Origin of the sequence: Okeania sp. SIO2C2, from assembly GCF_010692625.1 — a bacterium.
Taxonomy (GTDB): Bacteria; Cyanobacteriota; Cyanobacteriia; order Cyanobacteriales; family Microcoleaceae; genus Okeania; species Okeania hirsuta.
In genome coordinates, this window is sequence record NZ_JAAHGM010000079.1 from 1 (window position 1) to 21,388 (window position 21,388).

The 21,388-nt window shown below is 36.4% G+C and carries 18 protein-coding genes and 1 pseudogene; 9 read left to right on the forward strand and 10 right to left on the reverse strand.

The window, feature by feature from the left end:
- Positions 1-224 precede the first annotated feature (224 nt).
- The gene (gene proS / locus F6K18_RS31995) at positions 225-2,030 is read left to right on the forward strand and encodes a proline--tRNA ligase (RefSeq protein WP_287526968.1); all 1,806 of its coding nucleotides are present in this window, start codon (positions 225-227) and stop codon (positions 2,028-2,030) included.
- Here proS and F6K18_RS32000 read toward each other — a convergent pair.
- A complete protein-coding gene (locus F6K18_RS32000) occupies positions 2,022-2,354 on the reverse strand; it encodes a hypothetical protein (RefSeq protein WP_287527000.1) in 333 nt (110 codons plus the stop codon). The genes proS and F6K18_RS32000 overlap by 9 nt on opposite strands.
- Between F6K18_RS32000 and F6K18_RS32005 the strand changes: the two genes are divergently transcribed.
- Positions 2,256-3,512 carry a transposase gene (locus F6K18_RS32005; RefSeq protein ID WP_353735241.1) on the forward strand — a complete coding sequence of 419 codons (1,257 nt, stop codon included), beginning with the start codon at positions 2,256-2,258 and terminating at the stop codon, positions 3,510-3,512. The genes F6K18_RS32000 and F6K18_RS32005 overlap by 99 nt on opposite strands.
- Positions 3,513-3,545: 33 nt before the next feature.
- Positions 3,546-3,734 (forward strand): annotated as a pseudogene (locus F6K18_RS32010) (His/Gly/Thr/Pro-type tRNA ligase C-terminal domain-containing protein); the annotation flags it as partial.
- Positions 3,735-3,857: 123 nt separating this feature from the next.
- Here the strand turns inward: F6K18_RS32010 and F6K18_RS32015 are convergent.
- The gene (locus F6K18_RS32015; RefSeq protein WP_287526971.1) at positions 3,858-4,610 is read right to left on the reverse strand and encodes a PEP-CTERM sorting domain-containing protein; all 753 of its coding nucleotides are present in this window, start codon (positions 4,608-4,610) and stop codon (positions 3,858-3,860) included.
- On the opposite strand from F6K18_RS32015, the gene F6K18_RS32020 reads away from it, so the two are divergent.
- Together F6K18_RS32020 and F6K18_RS32025 are read left to right on the forward strand one after the other, a co-directional pair.
- Complete coding sequence (locus F6K18_RS32020) at positions 4,584-5,696, forward strand: transposase (protein WP_287526997.1); 1,113 nt, start codon at positions 4,584-4,586, stop codon at positions 5,694-5,696. The genes F6K18_RS32015 and F6K18_RS32020 overlap by 27 nt on opposite strands.
- 350 nt (positions 5,697-6,046) lie before the next feature.
- Entirely contained in the window at positions 6,047-6,736 is a 690-nt protein-coding gene (locus F6K18_RS32025) for a GerMN domain-containing protein (RefSeq protein ID WP_287526973.1), read from the forward strand.
- 301 nt (positions 6,737-7,037) lie between these two features.
- Here the strand turns inward: F6K18_RS32025 and F6K18_RS32030 are convergent, their stop codons facing one another.
- The 3 genes from F6K18_RS32030 to efp form a co-directional block, all read right to left on the reverse strand.
- On the reverse strand, positions 7,038-7,367 hold the full coding sequence (locus F6K18_RS32030; protein ID WP_287526974.1) for a cupin: 330 nt from the start codon (positions 7,365-7,367) through the stop codon (positions 7,038-7,040).
- 14 nt (positions 7,368-7,381) lie between these two features.
- A complete protein-coding gene (gene accB / locus F6K18_RS32035) occupies positions 7,382-7,879 on the reverse strand; it encodes an acetyl-CoA carboxylase biotin carboxyl carrier protein (protein WP_287526976.1) in 498 nt (165 codons plus the stop codon).
- Positions 7,880-8,472: 593 nt separating this feature from the next.
- Positions 8,473-9,030 (reverse strand): elongation factor P, encoded by a 558-nt coding sequence (efp, locus tag F6K18_RS32040; protein ID WP_287526977.1) that lies wholly within the window; start codon positions 9,028-9,030, stop codon positions 8,473-8,475.
- An 836-nt stretch (positions 9,031-9,866) separates the two neighbouring features.
- Here efp and F6K18_RS32045 point away from each other — a divergent pair.
- Together F6K18_RS32045 and F6K18_RS32050 are read left to right on the forward strand one after the other, a co-directional pair.
- A complete protein-coding gene (locus tag F6K18_RS32045; RefSeq protein ID WP_287526979.1) occupies positions 9,867-11,006 on the forward strand; it encodes a peptidylprolyl isomerase in 1,140 nt (379 codons plus the stop codon).
- 385 nt (positions 11,007-11,391) lie between these two features.
- Positions 11,392-11,709, forward strand: a complete 318-nt coding sequence (locus F6K18_RS32050) for a hypothetical protein (RefSeq protein WP_287526981.1) — start codon at positions 11,392-11,394, stop codon at positions 11,707-11,709.
- 583 nt (positions 11,710-12,292) lie between these two features.
- Here F6K18_RS32050 and lepB read toward each other — a convergent pair.
- Positions 12,293-12,898, reverse strand: coding sequence for a signal peptidase I (lepB, locus tag F6K18_RS32055; protein ID WP_287526982.1), 606 nt, complete (start codon positions 12,896-12,898; stop codon positions 12,293-12,295).
- A gap of 526 nt (positions 12,899-13,424) precedes the next feature.
- On the opposite strand from lepB, the gene F6K18_RS32060 reads away from it, so the two are divergent.
- Positions 13,425-14,408, forward strand: coding sequence for an ATP-binding protein (locus tag F6K18_RS32060; RefSeq protein WP_287526983.1), 984 nt, complete (start codon positions 13,425-13,427; stop codon positions 14,406-14,408).
- A gap of 1,029 nt (positions 14,409-15,437) precedes the next feature.
- On the opposite strand, the gene F6K18_RS32065 is transcribed toward F6K18_RS32060, so the two are convergent.
- Positions 15,438-16,505: a BMP family protein gene (locus F6K18_RS32065; RefSeq protein WP_287526985.1), complete on the reverse strand. Its 1,068-nt coding sequence runs from the start codon at positions 16,503-16,505 to the stop codon at positions 15,438-15,440.
- A 138-nt stretch (positions 16,506-16,643) separates the two neighbouring features.
- Between F6K18_RS32065 and F6K18_RS32070 the strand changes: the two genes are divergently transcribed.
- Positions 16,644-16,811 carry a hypothetical protein gene (locus F6K18_RS32070; RefSeq protein ID WP_287526987.1) on the forward strand — a complete coding sequence of 56 codons (168 nt, stop codon included), beginning with the start codon at positions 16,644-16,646 and terminating at the stop codon, positions 16,809-16,811.
- A gap of 1,110 nt (positions 16,812-17,921) precedes the next feature.
- On the opposite strand, the gene F6K18_RS32075 is transcribed toward F6K18_RS32070, so the two are convergent.
- The 3 genes from F6K18_RS32075 to F6K18_RS32085 all read right to left on the reverse strand — a co-directional run bounded on the left by F6K18_RS32075 (position 17,922) and on the right by F6K18_RS32085 (position 21,324).
- Entirely contained in the window at positions 17,922-18,533 is a 612-nt protein-coding gene (locus tag F6K18_RS32075) for a macro domain-containing protein (RefSeq protein WP_287526988.1), read from the reverse strand.
- 893 nt (positions 18,534-19,426) lie between these two features.
- Positions 19,427-19,909: a DUF2656 domain-containing protein gene (locus tag F6K18_RS32080; protein WP_287526990.1), complete on the reverse strand. Its 483-nt coding sequence runs from the start codon at positions 19,907-19,909 to the stop codon at positions 19,427-19,429.
- A gap of 263 nt (positions 19,910-20,172) precedes the next feature.
- Positions 20,173-21,324, reverse strand: a complete 1,152-nt coding sequence (locus F6K18_RS32085; protein ID WP_287526992.1) for a transposase — start codon at positions 21,322-21,324, stop codon at positions 20,173-20,175.
- Positions 21,325-21,388 lie beyond the last annotated feature (64 nt).

Consider the following 21,388-nt stretch of genomic DNA (forward strand, 5'->3'; position numbering starts at 1 on the left):
AGAGTCAGAGCTTTTGTTGCGTATGTCGCAATAGGAGTTTTTACTCATTTAAGAGAGTCAGAGCTTTTGTTGCGTATGTCGCAATAGGAGTTTTTACTCATTTAAGAGAGTCAGAGCTTTTGTTGCGGATATTGCTTTTTAACTTTTGATTTTTGACTTCTGTGAAGCAGTACCAGATGTCCTAAACTATCTGAAATAATCATTATTTCTATCAAGGAACAACCATGCGACTATCTCAAATGTTATTAGTCACTCTCCGAGACGACCCCGCAGAAGCAGAAATTCCTAGCCACAAACTCCTCATCCGTGCTGGATATATTCGTCGCATCGGCAGTGGTCTCTACGCATATCTCCCTCTCATGTTGCGGGTCCTCAATAAATTCTCCAAAATTGTCCGCGAAGAAATGGATGCCACTGGTGCCCAAGAATGTCTCCTCCCTCAACTTCAACCTGCTGACCTGTGGCGAGAGTCTGGTCGTTGGGATACTTATACTCAGGCTGAGGGTATTATGTTTTCTCTAATTGACCGTCAAAATCGGGAATTAGGGTTAGGTCCAACTCACGAGGAGGTAATAACTACTGTTGCTAAAGATATGATTCGCTCCTATCGCCAATTACCTCTACATCTCTATCAACTACAAACCAAATTCCGGGATGAAATTCGCCCCAGGTTTGGGTTAATGCGAGGCCGGGAATTTATTATGAAGGATGGGTATTCTTTCCATGCTGACCAGGAAAGTCTCAAAAAGACTTATCAGGATATGGATAAGGCTTATCGAAATATGTTACGTCGCAGTGGATTAGAATTTCGAGCGGTTGATGCTGACTCTGGGGCAATTGGTGGGTCTGGGTCTCAAGAATTTATGGTTTTGGCCGATGCTGGTGAGGATGAAATTCTCTATACCGAGGATGGCAAGTATGCAGCAAATTTGGAAAAAGCTGTTTCTATCCCACCTGATGCAGAAATTTCACCTTTTGAGAGTTATGAAAAGTTGGAAACTCCTGGCACGGAGACTATTGAAAAGCTGTGTAAGTTTCTGAAATGTTCTCCTACTAATATTGTGAAAAATGTTTTATACCAGGCAGTTTATGACAATGGAATGACTGTTTTAGTTTTGGTGAATATTCGGGGAGACCAAGATGTTAATGATGTGAAGTTGTTGAATGAGTTGACTAAGTTGGCTGGAAATTATGAGGCGAAAACTGTTTTAGCTTTGAATGTGCCTGATGTGGAGGCTCAAAAGAAATGGGCAGCTAAGTCTTTACCTTTGGGTTATATTGCTCCAGATTTGTCTGATGACTATATTGCTTCTAGTAAAGAGGTAAGTTCTAAGTTCTTACGAATGGTAGACCAGACGGCCGTAAGCTTGACAAATTTCGCAACAGGTAGTAAAGAATCTGGTTATCACGTTATGGGGGCAAATTGGGGCCAGGAATTTGAATTGCCAAAATTAGTGCTAGATGTACGAAAGGCTCAAAAAGGCGATCGCGCTGTACATGACCCTAATCAAATTTTAGACACTGCTAGAGGAATTGAGGTGGGTCATATATTCCAATTGGGGACAAAATATTCTGAAGCTATGGGGGCAACCTATACCAATGAACAGGGTGAGGAAGTGCCATTAGTCATGGGATGTTATGGTATGGGTGTGTCTCGTTTGGCCCAAGCGGCAGTGGAACAGTCTTATGACAAGAATGGGATAATTTGGCCTGTGGCGATCGCTCCCTATCATGTGGTTATTTGTATTCCTAATATTAAAGATGCTCAACAAATAGAAGTAGGAGAAAGTCTCTATAAAGAATTAAATGAAGCTGGAATAGAGACTATTTTAGATGACCGAGATGAGCGAGCGGGTGTTAAATTCAAAGATGCAGATTTAATTGGAATTCCCTATCGAATAGTTACCGGGCGATCGTTAAAATCTGGCAAAGTTGAGCTGGTAGAAAGAGCGACTAATCAATCTCAGGAAATTCTAGTAGAGGAAGTATTATCTACTTTAAAAGAATTAATTGAGAAAGCATTAAAATGATTTACACTTTTCAGCAATAACTAGAATTTTGGTATTGCTGAAAAATATTTCTCTTTGACAAAGTTTAACTAATGAGGGGTTCGGGGAGCTATAAGTCCCGCGCTGTATGCGTAGCATCAGCGTCGGGATACATGGACTCCCCGCGCTTATCTCATCGGCTCGATGCCGATGAGACAAGCATTTACCAGTAGCTATAGCTTGTGGTAAACTACAGCTATGCTGACGATGAACTACACCTACCGAATCTATCCAGATGCCAACCAACAGACTCAACTGTTGGATTGGCTTGAGACCTGTAGAAGTGTGTATAACTACGCTTTGCACGAACTCAAAGACTGGATTGCTTCGCGATCTGGTCTGGTAGACAGGTGCTCGTTGGAGAAGGAGTACATCATTCCTGCCGATGAGCCGTTCCCGTCTTACCATCGTCAACAAAACAACCTGCCCAAAGCTAAGAAGGAATTCCCGCGTTTGGGCCAGGTGCATTCTCAGGTGTTGCAGACTACTATTCGTAGACTGCACGACACCTGGGAAGCTTTTCAGAAGCGGGGTAATGGATTTCCGCGGTTCAAAAAGTTTGGTCAATTCAAGTCTTTTGTGTTTCCTCAGTTCAAAAGCAACCCCATCAACGGATTCGCTATCAAGCTACCGAAAATCGGGGAAGTGCCTATCAACCTGCATCGCCCCATCCCTGACGGATTCAAGGTAAAGCAGGTGCGGGTACTGTCCAGGGTGCGAGGAACCCAATGGTATGTGGTCGTCACCATTGAATCGGAGGTATCGGTTCCCGATGCGCCCGTGCATGGTCGAGCGATTGGGATTGACCTGGGATTGGAGCGATTCTTGACGGCTTCCGATGGCAGTTTCCAGGAGCGTCCTAAGTTTTTCAAGTCGATGCAGCGCCAGCTGAAATTGCTGCAACGCAGAGCGGCGCGAAAACAAAAGGGGTCTCAAAACTGGGAGAAGGCGCAAATCGAAGTGGCCAGAATGCACCATCGGATTGCAAACCGTCGTAAAGACTTCCATCTGAAGACGGCTCACAAACTTTGTGACCAAGCACAAACTATCTTTGCAGAAGACCTCAATACCAAAGGATTGACGCGAGGGATGCTGCGAAAAGATTGTGTGGATGCTGCCTTTGGGCAATTCTTGTCTCTGACGGAATGGGTGTGTTGGAAACGAGGTGTCTACTTCGCTAAGGTCAACCCCAACGGCACGAGCCAAACCTGCCCTAACTGCTTTGCGGCGGTCAGCAAAGGGTTGGAAGTCAGAGCGCATGATTGTCCTGAATGTGGGTATCGAACCCATCGTGACCATGCCGCAGCAGAGATGGTTTTGCATCGTGGACTAGAAAACGTAGTAGCCCAGGGACTCTGGGGAACGGAAACAGCCTGTCAAGTCGGTCTGTCGGGGGTCTATGACCTAGATAAGTGGCGTGGGGCAGGAATACCCAATTGCGAGATTGGGAAGCCCGCGCTGTAGCCGTAGGGTCAGCGTCGGGAGGATGTCACGTAAGATGAGGGGGCGGGTGTTAAATTTAAAGATGCAGATTTAATTGGAATTCCCGATCGAATAGTTATGGGGCGATCGCTCAAGTCTGGCAAAGTTGAATTGGTAGAAAGAGGGACTAATCAATCTCAGGAAATTCTGGTAGAGGAAGTATTATCTACTTTAAAAGAATTAATCGAGAAAGCATTAAAATGAATTTTTCATCCTGGAAAAATTCAACATCAGTTTTGATTTTTATCTTGTTAAGCACTGCTGTTTTTTTGCTAATAAATTTCAGCAGTGGTTTTCAGCTTGGTTGACAAAACTTTTTCTAGCTCTTTACTCTACAGATTTTGAGGGTTTCAGTTTGCGCTTGAGGGTTGATGCTGCTCCTAGAGTGCCAAGTGCGAGGAAGCCTAATATAGAACTAGGTTCAGGAATAGAACTAGGTTCAGGAATAGAACTTGCTTCAGCAATAGAACTTGCTTCAGGAATAGAACTTGCTTCAGCAATAGAACTTGCTTCAGGAATAGAACTTGCTTCAGCAATAGAACTTGCTTCAAGAATAGAACTTGCTTCAAGAATAGAACTTGCTTCAAGAATAGAACTTGGTTCAGGAATAGAAGTAATTTGTCTGCTTCGGAATCGAGTAATTTGTCTGCTTCGGAATGGATGTTTGCTCCGTTCCAAAACTATTTGTTCGCTCCATTCATAAGCCATTTTTTTATAACCATTTTCATTAAGATGGAGACCATCTGACAAATCTCCAATAGAAACTTGAGAATTCATATCTACAAACATCAAGTTATCTATACGTTGACTTTTCCAGCTATTTCTGAGAAATTCTCTAAACATCATTCTGATTTCTTGATCTTGATTTCGAATATCTAATTCATTTGAAATATCGGATAGTTGCTGAAGTCGGCTAAGTCGGCTTTGATTGTCATTAGTTGAATATTCAAGCATATCGTTAAAAAGCTCTATTTCTCCTTCGCTTAGGCCATCAGTGGGATCATCCACCTTTGCAGGAGCTACAGGGGTAAGAGAAGCTACATATAATTCTACCTGGCTAACTATTATTGTCGTCAGCATTTTTTCAAGTGCGGAAAAAGTCTAGATTTAACCAAGCTATATCACGCCACCAAAGATAGTGATGCTTACAGATCCTTACCAACCAAGGTATCAAAACAAATAATCAAATGCTTGGTGGCAACTTGGCGTGGTTATTTTCAGGCCATCAAAGAATGGTCAAAACATCCCTGTAAGTTTTTAGGTAAACCCAAAATACCAAAGTATAAGAATAAAACTCAAGGTAGGAATGTAGTTATATATTCAAAGGAATCAGTCTATAAAGCTCCTCTAAAAGATGGTATTTGTCACTTATCCATGAGTGAAGTCAAAATACCTGTAGTTGTGGATACTGTCATCGAAGTGAGGATAGTACCTGCTACTAGCTGCTATATAATTGAAGTTGTGTATGAAAAAAAACATCAGCCACAAATAGACTCAACATATGTAGCCGGAATAGACTTAGGGATTGACCGGTTAGTAGCTCTATCTACAAATAAGCCTGGTGTGAAACCACTGCTGATTAATGGGAAGCCGCTAAAAAGTGTCAATCAATTATATAACAAGCGAAAAGCCAAGTACCAAAGTGTTCTCAAGGGACAGAAAAAAACTAGCCGTAAGATTGAAACGTTAACCTATAACCGAAATCGTTTTGTCGAGAATTATCTGCATAACACCAGTTTCTTAGTGGTTGAGTATTTAACCAGAAATAATATTGGTACTGTAGTCATAGGCAAAAATGATAACTGGAAACAAAGTGCAAACATCGGTAAAAAAAACAATCAAAACTTTACCCAAACACCGCACTATAAGCTAATTCAACAGATAACTTATAAATGTCAACTGGTTGGTATCAAAGTTATTGAAACTGAAGAAAGTTATACCAGTAAAACATCTGCTATTGACCTAGAAAAACCAATATGCCATAAAAACTATGTAGGGAAGCGAGTCAAACGTGGTTTATTTAGAAGTGCAACAGGTAAAGTGATTAATGCGGATATCAATGGCAGTCTTCAAATAATTAGAAAGAAATTCCCAGGAGCATTTACTGTTGAGGGAATAGTGAGCTGTGCCGTACAGCCTGTATTGGTTAATCCAATATCAAGATAAAAGCTCAGATCGATTTTCTACAGTTTTTTTCGTACGGTTATGAATTTATCAAAATAATTAGCTCTAAAACCATGCTTTTTAATCAGTTATCAGTTAAATCTTTTTTCTAGTTTTATCAAAAGAATAAAGAAAGAATTTAACTTCTGAATTATTACTTCTGACTTGATCAAAAACTTGATTTTTTCCTCTCAAATCACACAATCCCAAAAGTCCCAAAATTTACGTCAAAAATACTAATTTCAACAAGTACCTGCTAATTTCGACATAATAGAAGTAATATAGTTAATCTAAGAGAAAGTTATAATTCAGCTGCTCACTGCCATTGTGCCTAATTCTCAAGGAGGGACAAAATGAAAGAACAAAATCAAACTCGTAATTTATCTGTTGGTATTGTGGCCAGTGTTTGTGCATTGGCAGTGGCGGTAGGTGGTGGCATCGCCTTATGGACAAATTTACAATCAACCACCACAAAAACTTCTGATAATTCTCAGACTTTTACAACTCCCTCAACTCCAAAGTCACCTGATGAGACTTTGCCTCCCCCACCTCCTGCTAAAGTTGAATCTCCAGACTCTGTTCCTTTATATGTGCCTCAACCCAAAGCAGTTACAGAAAAAACTGTAGAACTTTATTGGGTTAAAGACACTACTGGAGAAATTGATTTAGTTTCTTCTACAGTAAAATTAGAAACGGCAGACGAACCGGAAGCTATTTTAAAAGCTGCTTTTGACCGTTTGCTTATAGGTCCAGCAAATACCGATGTCCTTAGTGCTATTCCCACAGGTACAAAAGTTCAAGCACTTACTGTTGAAAATAATGGGGTCTACATCGACTTATCTGAAGAATTTACTTCTGGAGGCGGTAGTGCTTCGATGATGAGTCGCTTAGGACAAGTTATTTATACTGCCTCTAGTTTAGAGCCAGATGTAAAAGTGTGGATTTTTGTGGGTGGTAAACCTTTAAAAATGCTTGGGGGTGAAGGTTTAGAAGTATCTCAGCCCATTACTCGTGATAATTTTCAGCAAGAATTCCAATTTTAGATATCATATACCATTTTAGGGGCGGTTTTAAAGTAAACAAATAGTTCAAAGCCGCTCCTGACAAAGTCAATTTTTTCAGTATTTACCGAAAAGCGACGTTGAAAGCCCCCGTTTTTTAACCGGGGGATGAAAACAAGGGAGTCGTTTAGAATAGACAACTTTAGTTGTCCTGTGCTATTATTTTGAACAAAAAGTAAGCAGAACGCTAGGTATTAGCCTTAGCCGACTGTGTAGGGGCACTTTGACTTGTCCCCAAAGAATATACCTTTGGTCAGCTAAGAATAGACGAAGCAACACAGATTTATCCTGTTGTGTAGTATATACTTAGAATCCCCGTGACTTGAGTCCGGGGAGTAGTCAACCATTCTCCTTTGCGAGCTATTACTGCTTGGCCGACATTAACTTCTAACTGACCGCCTTCAAACTCAACACATAGTTTTCCCTTAAGTACCAGAGTAAATTCATCAAATTCTGGCCTTTGACCTGGTTCCATCCAGCCACTAGGAGAGCGCATTTGGGCAACGCTAATAGCATCTGTTTGGCTATTGACATGACCAATATATTCGTCAATTTGCTTCGGTTTGTTACCTACAGATTCAATCCGAGTAGGCTTTTCAATCAATTGTGGCATGATTTTTATACACTTTAGTTGGGGTTAACTAACATTAAAGGCTGATTATATTCTACGGGTTGCCCATTTTCGATTAAAATTTCCACTATTTGTCCAGAGACCTCTGCTTCAATCTCATTCATAACTTTCATCGCTTCAATAATACAAACTGTTTGGCCAGAAGTAATTCGATCGCCCACTTCTACAAATGGTGGCTCATCAGGAGCAGGAGCGCGGTAAAAAGTGCCCACAACTGGAGATAAAATTTCTTCAAATTTGTTTGAGATCGTAGGAGGTGCTCCTGAAGTTATAGGAGCAGTTTTTATAGCTGTTGTATCTAATGAGGTAGTACCAGGAGAAACAAATTCGGAAGGGTCAGTCCCATCGGAAGAAGGTAATGAGAGGCGATCGCTAAATGAAGTTCCTTTTCGTACTGTTAATTCTAAATCTCCACTTTTTAAAGTCAACTCCGAAATATTAGTTTGGTCTATTGCTGTTAGTAGTTCTCGCAGTTGATGTAAATCTAATTGCACTGTTTTTATATCCTCACTTAATCGCCGTTAAACTCAATTAATTTTGTATAAAAAGAAGAGTTTATTACTGTTTTAGTATAGATGTAGAAGAGTGAATTTCAAAGCTATATTTTTTTACTGAAAGAAGTTAGCTTGATATTTAAGTTTTAGCAGAATTACTACTTAGTAATCAAAAAATGTAGCAGTTTAAAGAAAAAGACAGGAAGCTTATTGCCTGCTAGGAATACTGAATTTGGGGTTGCACATTATGGAATGATATTGCCAAAAATTAGTTTAGACTTTGACTAAAAATAACCATTAATTAATCATTCTGGCAATTGATTAATCCACAATCCAATTCAATCAAAAATCTCAAATCATTCGTCGCTGTGCAACGCCCTGAATTAGATATCCGATCAAACCCAAATTAAAATAAATTACAATAAATAAATTATCAATTTATCTTTTTTCTTCCTCTCTTAAGTCCATCTTAATCTTCGAAAGGGGCTTTGTGCGGTGGTAATTATGCACATTTATTAAGCCCCCGTAAAGATAACTCAGAATTACGCAATCAATGCATAACTTACTTCTAAAATAAATCTAGTTTTCTGCTATTACTCTCTACCCAAATAAGAATCATTTCGAGTATCTATCTTAATCCGTTCCCCTTTAGATATAAATAAAGGAACCATAATTTGAGCCCCTGTTTCGACAATAGCAGGTTTACTACCACCAGTAGCAGTATCTCCTTTAACACCAGGGTCAGTGTCAATTACCTCTAAAGTTACTGAGTTGGGCAGTTCCACTTCTATTACTTGTTCGCCCCACTTAATCACATTAACCTCCATACCTTCGCTTAGATACTTAACACGCTCGCCAATTTGGTCGGAACTTAAATTGGCCTCCTCATAAGTTTCCATATCCATAAACACAAATTGGTCAGCATCCTTATAGGTATGCTGCATAACCCTTTTGTCCAAAGTAGCTTGAGGTACTGTTTCTCCTGCTCTAAATGTTCGTTCCACTACACTACCAGTTTGTGAATTTTTGAGCTTTGTTCGGACAAAAGCAGAACCTTTGCCTGGTTTAACGTGCAGAAATTCTACTACCTTCCAAACTGAACCATCCAATTCAATCGTCACACCGGGGCGAAAATCATTACTAGAAATCATATAACAACGTTATTGCGGTTTTTAATTAAATTATCAGATTAGAACTTAACATTAGACATCGTACAATATTCGGGAGTCGGAAAAATTGTCAAATATCGTGGGAGTAGAAAGCAATTTTTAGCACCTCGTCAAAATAATTTTATGTAAAATCTCTGATGTCTGGCGATCAAAATCAAAAGTTTTTTTGTCTGAGACATATTAAGGCATATAGTAGTACTTTCTGTTGTTAAGACAATAGACTTGAGTTATTTGCGCAGCATTCTGCTAGGAAAAGGCAACAACTCTAGAAGGCATTTTGCCTTAACATTAAATGCGTAATGTCATCAGGACTTACGCAAAGTACGAAATTATACACCATCTGTAGGGGCAAACGGCCGTTTGCTGGCGCATAACTATCGTTAACGTCCCTACTATATGCGGTGGTTATGGGTAAGTCCTGATCATGTCCGGGTAATTAGTGATAAAAAAACTTTCTCCTTCTATTCTTCTTTCTTCCCTCCTGAGGACTGAGGACTGAATTCTGGTGAGTGATTTATTTATAAATGTTCAACCGGACATGATATAACTCTATATCTCTACTCTATTGCCTATTGCCATACATCAGCAAAACTATAGCGCTGCGCGCAGGCAACAGGCAGTAGGGAACAGCTCATTTGGGGGAATAAAAAGCTTATAATATAAGACTTTTAGCTATTGGACACCTCCTGCAATTTGTAAATATGCCAGCACACATTGCTATAAGTGGTGACCAAATCTAAAACCTAATTTTTGCCCCCAAAAATCTGATGAGTGTGGACAGCCATGTAATATTAGTAAGGGAATAAAAATTCATAAATATGCTAAATCTACACAATTCCGTGATTAACACTTGTAAACGCTTGCTTAAAACTGGCATCCTAGCACTATTACTTTTCACTTTGTCTGTTGGTCTTAGTGCTGCTTGGTGGGACTTTGGTGGTGGCACAACCACTCGTGAAAGTCGTTTGCCCCAAGGCGATCCGATTACCGATGGTCAGGCATTATTAAGGTATGCTCTACCGATAGACAATGAACCAGTGCGTAAAATACAAAGGAGTCTGGAAGATATTGCTAATAGACTGCGAGGAAAACGTTGGTCTTCTGTTAGTAGTGATATTGCTGCTGCATCTAGGGTTCTTAATATTAGTAAGTCTCAGTTATTAGCTAGTATTTCTGAGTCGAAACAATCTGAAGCAGAGGCCATAATTGAACAACTCAATCAGGGCATTATTAATATTCGAGAAGTTGCTGAAGCTAAAGATGGGGAACAAGTATTGGAGCAACGGGCACAACTACTGGTATTAGTGGGTCAGCTTGAAAAGTTGATGCTAGAAGGATTTCCGTTTGAAGTACCTTCAGAGTTTGCTAGTTTACCTCAACTCAAAGGTCGCGCTACTATTGAGATGGAAACTGATAAAGGTTCTTTGACTTTGGTTGTTGATGGTTATAGTGCCCCTATTACTGCTGGTAATTTTGTAGATTTGGTTCAGAGGGGTTTTTATGATGGCCTAGAGTTTATTCGCTCAGAACAGTCTTATGTTTTGCAAACTGGAGACCCTCCTGGCCCAGAAGTTGGTTTTATTGACCCTGATAGTGGCAAGTATCGTAGTATCCCACTGGAAATTTTGGTCAAGGGAGATCAGGAACCAATATATAGTTTTACTTTAGAAGAAATTGGTCGTTTTCGGGAACAACCTGTTCTGCCTTTTTCTGCTTATGGTACAGTGGCAATGGCTCGTCCTGAATCTGAAAATGATGGTGGTTCTTCTCAATTTTTCTTTTTCTTATTCCAACCAGAATTAACGCCTGCAGGAGTTAATTTATTGGATGGTCGTTATACGGTTTTTGGTTATGTGGTGGAAGGGAAAAAGGTTTTGGAAAAATTAGGTAAAGGAGACAAAATTATTTCTGCTAAGGTAGTTGCTGGATTAGAAAATCTTGTTGAACCTGAAGCTTAAAATAGTTAGGTAAAACTTAGCCTAAAATTAGGGTAATTGGATAATTTAGCGACTAAAATCATCTTGAGATTTTCAGACTAAGCTACCAATTACTCTAATTAGTTTAAAGTTTAAATAATAAAAATTACAGTTATAAAAATAGGAAAAATTTAGGAAGAAGGAAGAAGGAAAAATCTGGCGTTGTCCTAGTTTTAAGCTTTTCATATGTCCGCACCTTTTCCTTCGACTGCTATTACAGTTGTTATAGGTAAAAAAAGTTTTACTATACATCTATAAGTTTCATTTTCTCTTCTGGATTTTGCTATAGCTAATCTTCTAATTTTATCTCTCTGATTTTTGGTTTATTCTGATTTATTATTTCTTACTTATTTCTCTTTTTGATTAAATGGCTATTATCGAATTCGTAATATTCACAGGATTAGGGATTGTATTAGGTGCATTTATATTTAATATATCTAATGACAGAGAACAAAAGCGTATTTTAGATGATGCCTTTTACAAATTATTAGAACTTCAAAATGGTAAAATTTCTCTAATTCAATTAGCTGCTGCGGCTAAAGTTGATGCTCAAATAGCTCAGAAATATCTTGAAGTTCAAGTACAAGTTTTCACTGCAACCTTAGAAATTGATGAACAAGGGGATACATTCTACAAATTTCCTAAACTTAGTTTACCTCCTGTTTTAGATAAACAACAATGGTAAGGGCGTTGCACAGTGACGAATGATTTTATATTTTTGATGAACAGGATTTTGGATTTGATAATTGCTAGAATGACTAATTAATGGTTTTTTTGAGTTAAAGTCTAAACTAATTTTTGGTAATATCATTCCATAATGTGCAACCCCATGGTAAGCAATTTAGGTATTAGGTTTTCGGTATTAGGTTTTCGGTGTTAAGTTTTAGGTCTTATACAAAACCCGGTTTAGTAAGGAGATATTCAAAAAAATAAAAATCTTTGTCTGATAAGGATTTGAATATTTAGGTAACTACCCTATAATAACCGGATTTAGTATTAGGTATTAGGTTTTAGGTATTAGATTTTAAATGTTAAGTTTTAAGTGTTTTACTAAGGGTAAAAAAAAATATACCATGTCCGGATGATGATGATTAAGTATAATAAAAATGTTTGATTGAATTTATTGAAGCGCTCTTGAGAGAATATCTCAAATTTTTGCTTCCTTTATTTAACCTTTTTGATTTTTTTTCATATACTTATCTTGACTCTGCTACCTACTCCCTGTTAAATGAATGTCGCAATATTTTATCAAATTGGTATTAGGAGAATTATTTCGGATTTAACGCTCCTAATCTTTGATAAGGCCAAAAGCGAATTATTGCCCTACCTATAATATTTTTCTTAGGCAAAAAACCCCAAACATGAGAGTCATTACTATTATTACGATTATCTCCCATCACAAAATATTGATTTTCAGGAACTTTGATTGAAATTGGTAAAGTATATTCAGGGGGTTCAGCAATATAATTTTCAGTCAGCGGTTGGTCATTTATATACACTAAACCATTCTCAATTTTAATAGTATCTCCTGGCAGACCAATAACTCTTTTAATAAAAGCTTGATTTTTAGCATAACCATAGCGTTGTAACTGTTGGGGTGGTTGAAAAACAATAATATCCCCTCTAACAGGTGGATGAAAATAATAAGAGACTTTTTCCACTACTAGGCGATCGCCTACTTCTAAGGTAGGTATCATTGAATCTGAAGGTATATATCTTGGTTCTGCAATTAATATTCTGACTAATAAAGATAAAGATAAAGCGATCGCCAAAACTTTAATATTTTCTTTTTGTTGTTGCCATATTGTTAACCACCAGGGAGTTGTTGAGTTAGTTGTTATTGGTTGATTTAAGGATTCTTTTTCTGATGTCATTTCTATGGTTTTATTCTTGAGTATTTCTATTTTATAGTAAAACTCCTGGGAATGAGCATTTATTTATTTATTTATTCTAAATATATATGGCAATCCTATTTCAGTTACGGGTCATTTCAGTTATCAGTTATCAGTTATCAGTTATCAGTACCTCCTGCAATAAGGAGGCTTTCTATAAGGAATATTTGATTTTTTTTATCCCCTTCAAAGGGTCTGTTTTAGACCACTATTTTTCGGTAAAAGTTTCACAGTTTTTATATATCCTGATTTTTTTTACAAATGATTTTTGATTGCTATAGCACTATGATTTTTCCCTACTATATACAGTGCACATATTAAAATTGTATATGTAATCTGAAAGATTAAAAGATTGGCTATATACTTTCTCTTTTTTCAGGAGGTTTTATGTGAGATATTCCGTAGAGGTAATTATTCTATTTCATATAAAGTAATCATCAATAGTATAATTAGTGTAAGTTTGTAATTTTTTCACAAATTTACCACTCGTTCTATTCTTTATAATTCTATGCTGATTCAATTCAGTGTTGGTAACTATTTATCTTTTAAAAAAATTGTCACTTTGAGTATGGTGACTACAGATTTAACTGCTAAGAATAAAAGTGTTGATGAAAATAATATTTTTCAAGTTGATGATGAATTAAATTTGCTGAAAAGTTGTGCTGTTTATGGCGCGAATGCTAGTGGTAAAAGTAATTTGGTTAAAGCATTAGATTTTATGCGTCGGTTTGTGCTTAATTCTTCAAAAGAAACTCAGATAGAAGATGCTATTAATGTAGAGGAGTTTAGATTAAGTACGGAGACAGAAGGAAAACCTTCTTTTTTTGAAATAGTTTTTATTTTAGACCATAAATTATATAGGTATGGTTTTGAAGTTGATAAAAAACAAGTGGTTTCTGAATGGTTATTTTATGTGCCAAAAGTTAGGGATACTAGACTATTTGAACGTGATCAAAATGGCATTGAGATGACTAATGTATTTAGTGAAAATCAGTATTTCGGTAAATTAATTGCTGATAAGACGAGAAATAATGCTCTTTTTCTGTCTGTAAATGCTCAATTTAATAGCAAAATCTCTACAAGTATTTTGCGGTGGTTTAGAGATTTGAATATAATTTCCGGACTACATAGCGATTTTTATCAACAACTCACAATTGAATTTTTCAAGGATAGTCAATATAAAAAAGAAATTATTCAATTAATTAGGAAGTGGGACTTAGGTATTGATGATATTAAAATTGATACAAGGAAGGTTTTACTAGAACAAATACCTAGTTCTATTTCAGAAGAGTTGAGGAAAATTATGCAAAATTCTGAATTACAAACTGATGATATTCAAAGCTTTCATAAGAAGTATAACTCTGAAGGAAAAGTGGCATCTTTAGAAGTATTTGATTTTGATGAGGATGAGTCAGAAGGAACTAAAAAATTGTTTGCTTTTGCCGTGCCAATTAATGACTATTGCGGCATCCGCAACAGAGAGAGGAGGTAGATATTTTCCCCACTACACACCTCAATGGTGCTTCACAGAATGAAATGACTATTGCGACATTTGCAACAGAGAGAGGAGGTAGATATTTTCCCCACCACAGACCTCAAATCTTAGTGCTTCACAGAATGAAATGACTATTGCGGCATTCGCAACAGAGAGGGGAGCTAGATATTTTCCCCACTACACACCTCAATGGTAATGACTATTGCGACATTCGCAACAGAGAGGGGAACTAAATATAGCAGTCTCCAAGGCGCTTAGAACATAAAGGACAAACATAGCGATCGCCTAGTTGAGATGGTCTAATAATTTGATACTTTTCCCACTACAAAATGAAATGACTATTGCGGCATCCGCAACAGAGAGGGGAGCTAGATATTTTCCCCACTACACACCTCAATGGTAATGACTATTGCGACATTCGCAACAGAGAGGGGAACTAAATATAGCAGTCTCCAAGGCGCTTAGAACATAAAGGACAAACATAGCGATCGCCTAGTTGAGATGGTCTAATAATTTGATACTTTTCCCACTACAAAATGAAATGACTATTGCGGCATCCGCAACAGAGAGAGGAAGTAGATATTTTTCTCCACCACAGACCTCAAATCTTGGTGCTTCACAAAATGAAATGACTATTGCGAATGCCGCAATAGAGAGAGGAACTAGATATTTTCCCCACTACATCATCCGTATTATTAATTATTCAAAAATCTCTTCCCTTTTACCTTCTAACTTTAATTATAGTAGTCGAAAAAAAGGGCTCGGACATATTAACAGCTTAAAACTCAGACAACGCCAGATTTTTCCTTCTCTCCTAGACTTCTAAACGCCTTCTTCCTTATCTACTTCTTCCTTTTTTACCTAATAATTAAGGTTTAAAGCCTCTCCTTTAAAGGAGAAACAATGAATTAATTTTCTTTTTATTCAATCCTCTTCCTTTTAGGGAGAGGTAATTATCAATTATCCATTATCAATTATCAATTATTGAACTCTCTCCTTCCTGCTTATTTCTTCTTTCTTCTTCCTTCATTTTGTAACGCAAACTTTATCTCGACCACCTTCTGTACAATCCTCAAACTTCAGTTTTCCAGCCAACATTTGTTGCTGAACTTCTTCCACTTTTTGCTGAACTTCCTCTGGCAAAACATCATTAAAACGACCCAACTTAGTAATATCTGGATTTTCAATTCCTAAAATATATTTTTCTCCCTTAACTTGATTATTTTTAACAAGATTAGCAATATAAGCGATCGCTCCTCCAACATCCTGCACTGCACTGGTCAAAACTGCTTTTTGCGCAATATCAAGCTGGTCAGTTGTATTACCCACTGCATAAATTCCTTTTTCTTGTGCCGTTTTCAAAACTGCCGGAGCAGCATTATCTAATAAGTGATAAATTACATCAACCCCAGTAGAAATTAAAGCCAAAGCAGCCTCCTTTCCTTTAGCAATATCATTAAAATCTCCAGTGTAACTAATTACAACTTCAACACTGTCATTTACTGACTTAGCACCTAACTCAAATGCCTTACCTTGTAAGTTAGTTCCTTTAAAAGATAAACCTGTAAGATAAGCAACTTTATTATTCTTAGTCATCAAACCAGAAATTACACCAGCAAGATAACCCATTTGGAAATAATTTGTTGTCACTGAAGCATAATTTTCACCAGCAATATTACCATTAACTCCTAAAAAAAATGTATCGGGAAATTGACTAGCTACTTGTTGAATAGCTGCATCAAATTGTCCGCCATGACCTACCACTAAATCGTAATCTTTCCTCGCAAAATCAGAAAGAGTTTCTACCTGGTCTGATTGGGCAATATTTTCCACATAAATCATCTCACCATTGAGAATTTCGGCTGCTTTTTTTACCCCTTCATAACCAGATTGATTCCATCCTCCATCAGTAATAACTCCAGGTAAAGCAATAGCAATTTTAAAAGTTTCAGAATTATCTATAGAATCATTACTAGGATTTTCTGTCCGAATCATTGTAGAAGGAGAATCAGCACAAGCTTTTAACAATAAGCTAGTTGCTAAAGTTACTGCACCATACCAAATAAATGAGCGTCGATTTAATTTTTTAGCCATATTGAGGTAGCTCTATAAATGTAGTAATTTACTCTGTAGTCAAGGAGTAGAGAATATCTCTAATTCAAAATTTAACAGCAATAATATTTATCAACGCACAAGGAAGAAGAAATCAGGAAGAAGCAAGAAGGAAAAATATTGGGTTGTCTGAGTTTTAAGCTTTTGATATATCCGCGCCCTTTCCTTCGACTGCTATATTTACCAATAGTAACTGTCAGTGTTTATCTTAATTCTATGCAGAAGGAAGAAGGAAGAAAGAAGAAGGAAGAAAGAAGAAGGAAAAATATTGAGTTGTCTGAGTTTTGAACTTTTGATATATCCGCGCCCTTTCCTTCGACTGCTATATTTACCAATAGTAACTGTCAGTGTTTCTCTTAGTTCTATTTAAAAATCTAAAGGCACTATAGTTGGAGACAAAAGTTATGTTAATTGGGGTTATATAAGATAAAGTAGACCAGAAAATTGGGCAGAAATCGCCGGAATATTAGATTTGTCAGACTGGTCAAAATCAATCGCAAATTAATATCAAATCACCTATATCTATTGAAGCACCTCAAATTTCAATTAATATCAAGTCCGGCAGCATCGGTATTATAAAGTTTAGGAAAGGAAGAGAGTCTTAGTTATCTAGGAGAGAAGATTTGAAAGAAAGAAAAAGTAGATATTTCCCAAGTGTTTACACAAACTATACCAACAGACATGATATAACTACAAAAAATATCCTCTAAATATTATTAATAATGGTCATATAATCCAGGTGAATTATACACATGAAAGTAGACTAAATATTTAGTAACAAATCTATTGAGACCTGAGTAGCAAATCGAAAAATTTGCTCAATTGTATCCTAATAATACTAGACCTGCTAAATCACTAGGAAAACAATTTTCACTAAAATTTGATTAAATAACCTGATAATCAATTAATATTCTAATTATAGGGTAATTTAATCTCTGTGAAACTAGGTGGATTTAACATTACTGTAAAATAAGAGAAAGTAATAATTTTAACAACTCTAAATTAGTAAGATATTTAGAGCTACTACTAATTAAATTTATCCTCTAGTTAATAGCTCATTGTTCAAATTAACTCGATCAAAGAATATGACAAAAAAACTGTGTTTATAGCCAGAACCAAAACTAGAATTTTTAGCAAATATTTATAGCTTTCTCAAATGAGATGTCAAACAAGAGTTAGTTATTTACTAACAGTAAAAAGTCTAACAAACCTTCTTACATATTGACCCCTGCCTTTTGCCAAAAAGCGACCAATTTTGTTACGCAAATCAAATAAAATTACTACATCCACAAGATATTAGTTAATATAATTAAATTTAACATTTTATAGTGTAACTAAAAATAGCGATCGCCTAGCCAAATCAATAACTAAATTATCAATAATAGTAATAAAATAAATTTAACTATATCTTTTTTTCAAGTCTCCCTCTTCCCAAATTTGGAGTTGCCTTTCAGCAGCAATAAAATTGTTAATTGATTTCGGCGGGTAAACAAAATGGTCATAAGCGAGAGCCATTTGTCTAGCTGCTTCTTGGTAAGAAACTTTTCCTATTCCTGTACCTAAACCTGGACAGACAACATTTTTAATTTGTTGCTTTTGCTGACGGTTGTGGTGTCGCACTGCTAGTAACATTGCCCACATTGCGATATAAGGAATATCGGTGCCAGCAATGGACATAGGTACGCGCATAGTGGGGGTATGAGCAAGAAAAGGATGTTGAGGATGACCAGTTTCGAGAATAGTAGATGTGCCAACTGGTTGTTCCTCTAGATATTCATCTAATATTTTTTGTTGAACCGAAGTCATTAAAAAATCACCAAAATATTTGACGATCGCTGCATCCATACCACCATCCATAAGTCCAAAAGAATTTCCTGGACTTACTAAACAGTCATATTCTGGTAAAGTCTCGAAATAATTATTGATGATTTTTAGATTGGGTAAATAATGGAAATGTTCTTGAAAAGCATCATATAGTAATTTATTTGGAGCCACTAAAATTAGTTTCATATTAGTTTCTATTAGTCAGCATTCAGCCGTTAGCACTTCAGCACTTCAGCTATTGCTTGTTGTTTAGGATAAAAGCTTTATTAATTGTCTTACTACAAAAGTTTGCTCCCTTGCCCTTAAAGTCTATATTAATTTAAATGCTATCCCATAAAAGAGAGTTTTGTTGCTGGTAGCTGACAGCTAATAGCTTAATGCTTACCTCCCATAAGAGAGAGTCTTGTTGCTGATAGTTGACAGCTAATAACTGAATGCTTACTTCTATTCTGGTAGTTTGAAAATCATCAAGAATCTCAATAGGTTTTCAATTTCAAGAAGGAAAAATATCAGCCTTAAAAAATAATTTTTGCACATAGTTTGTGGACGTTGATTTTAGTCTCAAACATATTTTCTGTTTCCTGCTAAACAAATTTTTATAGTAGAAGAAAGAAAGAAGAAGGAAAAGTATTACGTTGTCTGAGTTTTTAGCTTTTTACCGAATAATTAAGGTAAAAATCCTCTCCTTTAAAGGAGAAACAAACGGTCGAGGGATGGTTCGGTCTCCTCGCCATATCCAATCGACCAAGAGAGAAAAAATTTTCCTTTTATTCAATCCTCCTCCTTTTAGGGAGAGGTAATTATCAATTATCCATTATCAATTATCAATTATTGAACTGTCCTAACCTTTGCTTCGACTTCTATAAATCATTTTTTTATTCAATCTTGAATCTACCACTTTGACTAAAGATTTAAGGGTGTATCTCATATTTGCCAGAATACTTTTTTCCTATTCCCTATTCCCTGTTCCCTGTTCCCTAAAAGCGATAATTTTTTGGCTTTATTCACGCATTGAGATGCACCTAGATTGAAACATACCTCCCATAACTTTGCGACTAGAAATGGATTCAGTTAATTTATTAACTAAGAATATTTTTCATTTCTATTTTAAAAATATTTTCAATGGTTTTTCCGGCAGTTTTTTCCTCCCAGTTAAGGATATTGAGAAAAGTTTGTGCTGAGTGAGTTTCCACAACATCAATACCCCATTCTCCTGTTTGGAGAGTGTCGGGAGAATCACTTAATGGAGGTGTTTTTTTCAAACCTCCGAGAATCAAGACATCAACAATTAAATCCTGATCATTTTTTTGAATTATTCGCTTTTCTATTAAAGCTTCAGCACATTTTTCACCAACTTGAGGTGGAGAAAAAACTTGATTTTCAAATAAAACTTCTACCATCCAATGAGGATGATTTAATTGCCTACATTTAAGTTGTGGGTATTTGCTTAAACCATTAATGAAAACTTCAGCAAATTCTTCTCTATTTAGTTCAGGCAGGGTATTTTCTGAGAGTTCAAAATTGTGGGAAAGCAACATTCGTCCAGTTTTAGATTCAGTCATTATTTTATTTATTCTATGTTCTAGAAATTTTAATTCACAATTTTACAGGAGAAGGAAGAAGGAAAAATTTTACGTTGTCTTAGTTTTAAGCTTTTGACTTGTCGGTGCTCTTTCCTTCGACTGCTATATATCCTATTAGACCTTGACACTCTCACCGCTAAATCAAAGATTATAACGGGAGATTCTTGTTTCACCGATTCTTAACTAGATAGCAAATCAAACAAGCTGAGTTGCACCCCCGTCAGACCATCTCCACAAGCTTTTTATCGGGCCGTGTGCCCCACGGCCATTAATCCTCTATTTCTGATTACTTTTGCAGCAGCTATATCACGATTTATTTGACAACTACAGTTACTGCAATTGTGGGTTCTCTCAGATAATTTCTTTTTCTGAATATGACCACATTTGGGACATTCTTGAGATGTATAATTCTTGTCAACTTTGCCGTAATACTTACCTCTTTTCCAGCAAACATAAGGCAATATTTCATTGATAAATTGACCTATACCACTATCTAAAGATTGTTTTCTCACAATACCTTTAGACCAAGATTTAAAGTTAATATCCTCGACAAAAATATTATCTGCTAAATCACAAAGTTGGTGAGCTATTTTAAAATGCCAATCGCGTCTAGTGTTAGCTATTACTTCGTGTAATTTAGCTATTTTGTTCTGGATTTTTAACCAATTCTTTGACCTAACTGTTTTCTTTTTTACTTTCCTTTGCAGCAATTTAAGCTCGCGCAGTTTGCTTAACAAAAACTTAGGTGCTTTGGTTAATTTCCCAGTGGAAGTGGCTACAAAACTTTCTATCCCTGCATCTACTCCTAAAGACTTTTTACCTACTGGATTATCTGGTACTGATTCTAATGATTGGAAAATAATCATCAAATAATAGCCGCTAGCTTTTTTAACTATTATAGCTTGTTTAGCAGTCATTACATCAGGATATAGCCTACTTTTTCTGATTTTAATCCAACCCAATTGAGGGAGTCTAATCTTACTAGAGCCTAAACAATTTTTCAGCATTGCTGGAAAGACAAAACTCCTCAACTTTTTCTTAAATCTAGGAAAACCTTTGCCTTGAGATTTCATATCAGAAAATGCCCGGTCTAATTGTTTTAAAGTTTGCTGTAAAACCTGGGCATTAACTGACTTCAACTTAGGATGAGTTTTTTTAGCTATTGTTAAGTTTTTAGCTTGATGATTATAATTAGGGTAAGAGGTATCAGCCGGGATAATATATTCAAAAATAATTGAGCAACTATTAATGGGTGACTTTCTCGATCTTAGCCAGTCTTTACGTTCTCTTAACGCATAATTGTATACGCTTCTACAAACATCAAGAATCTGATTTATTTCTACTTGTTGTTGTTTGCTTGGTCTAAGTTTGTACTGGTAAGTTAAAGTAATCACACAAGTCGTTCAAATATTGTTCAAGTTGTCTCTAAATACTATATAACCCTAACACAAAGATTGT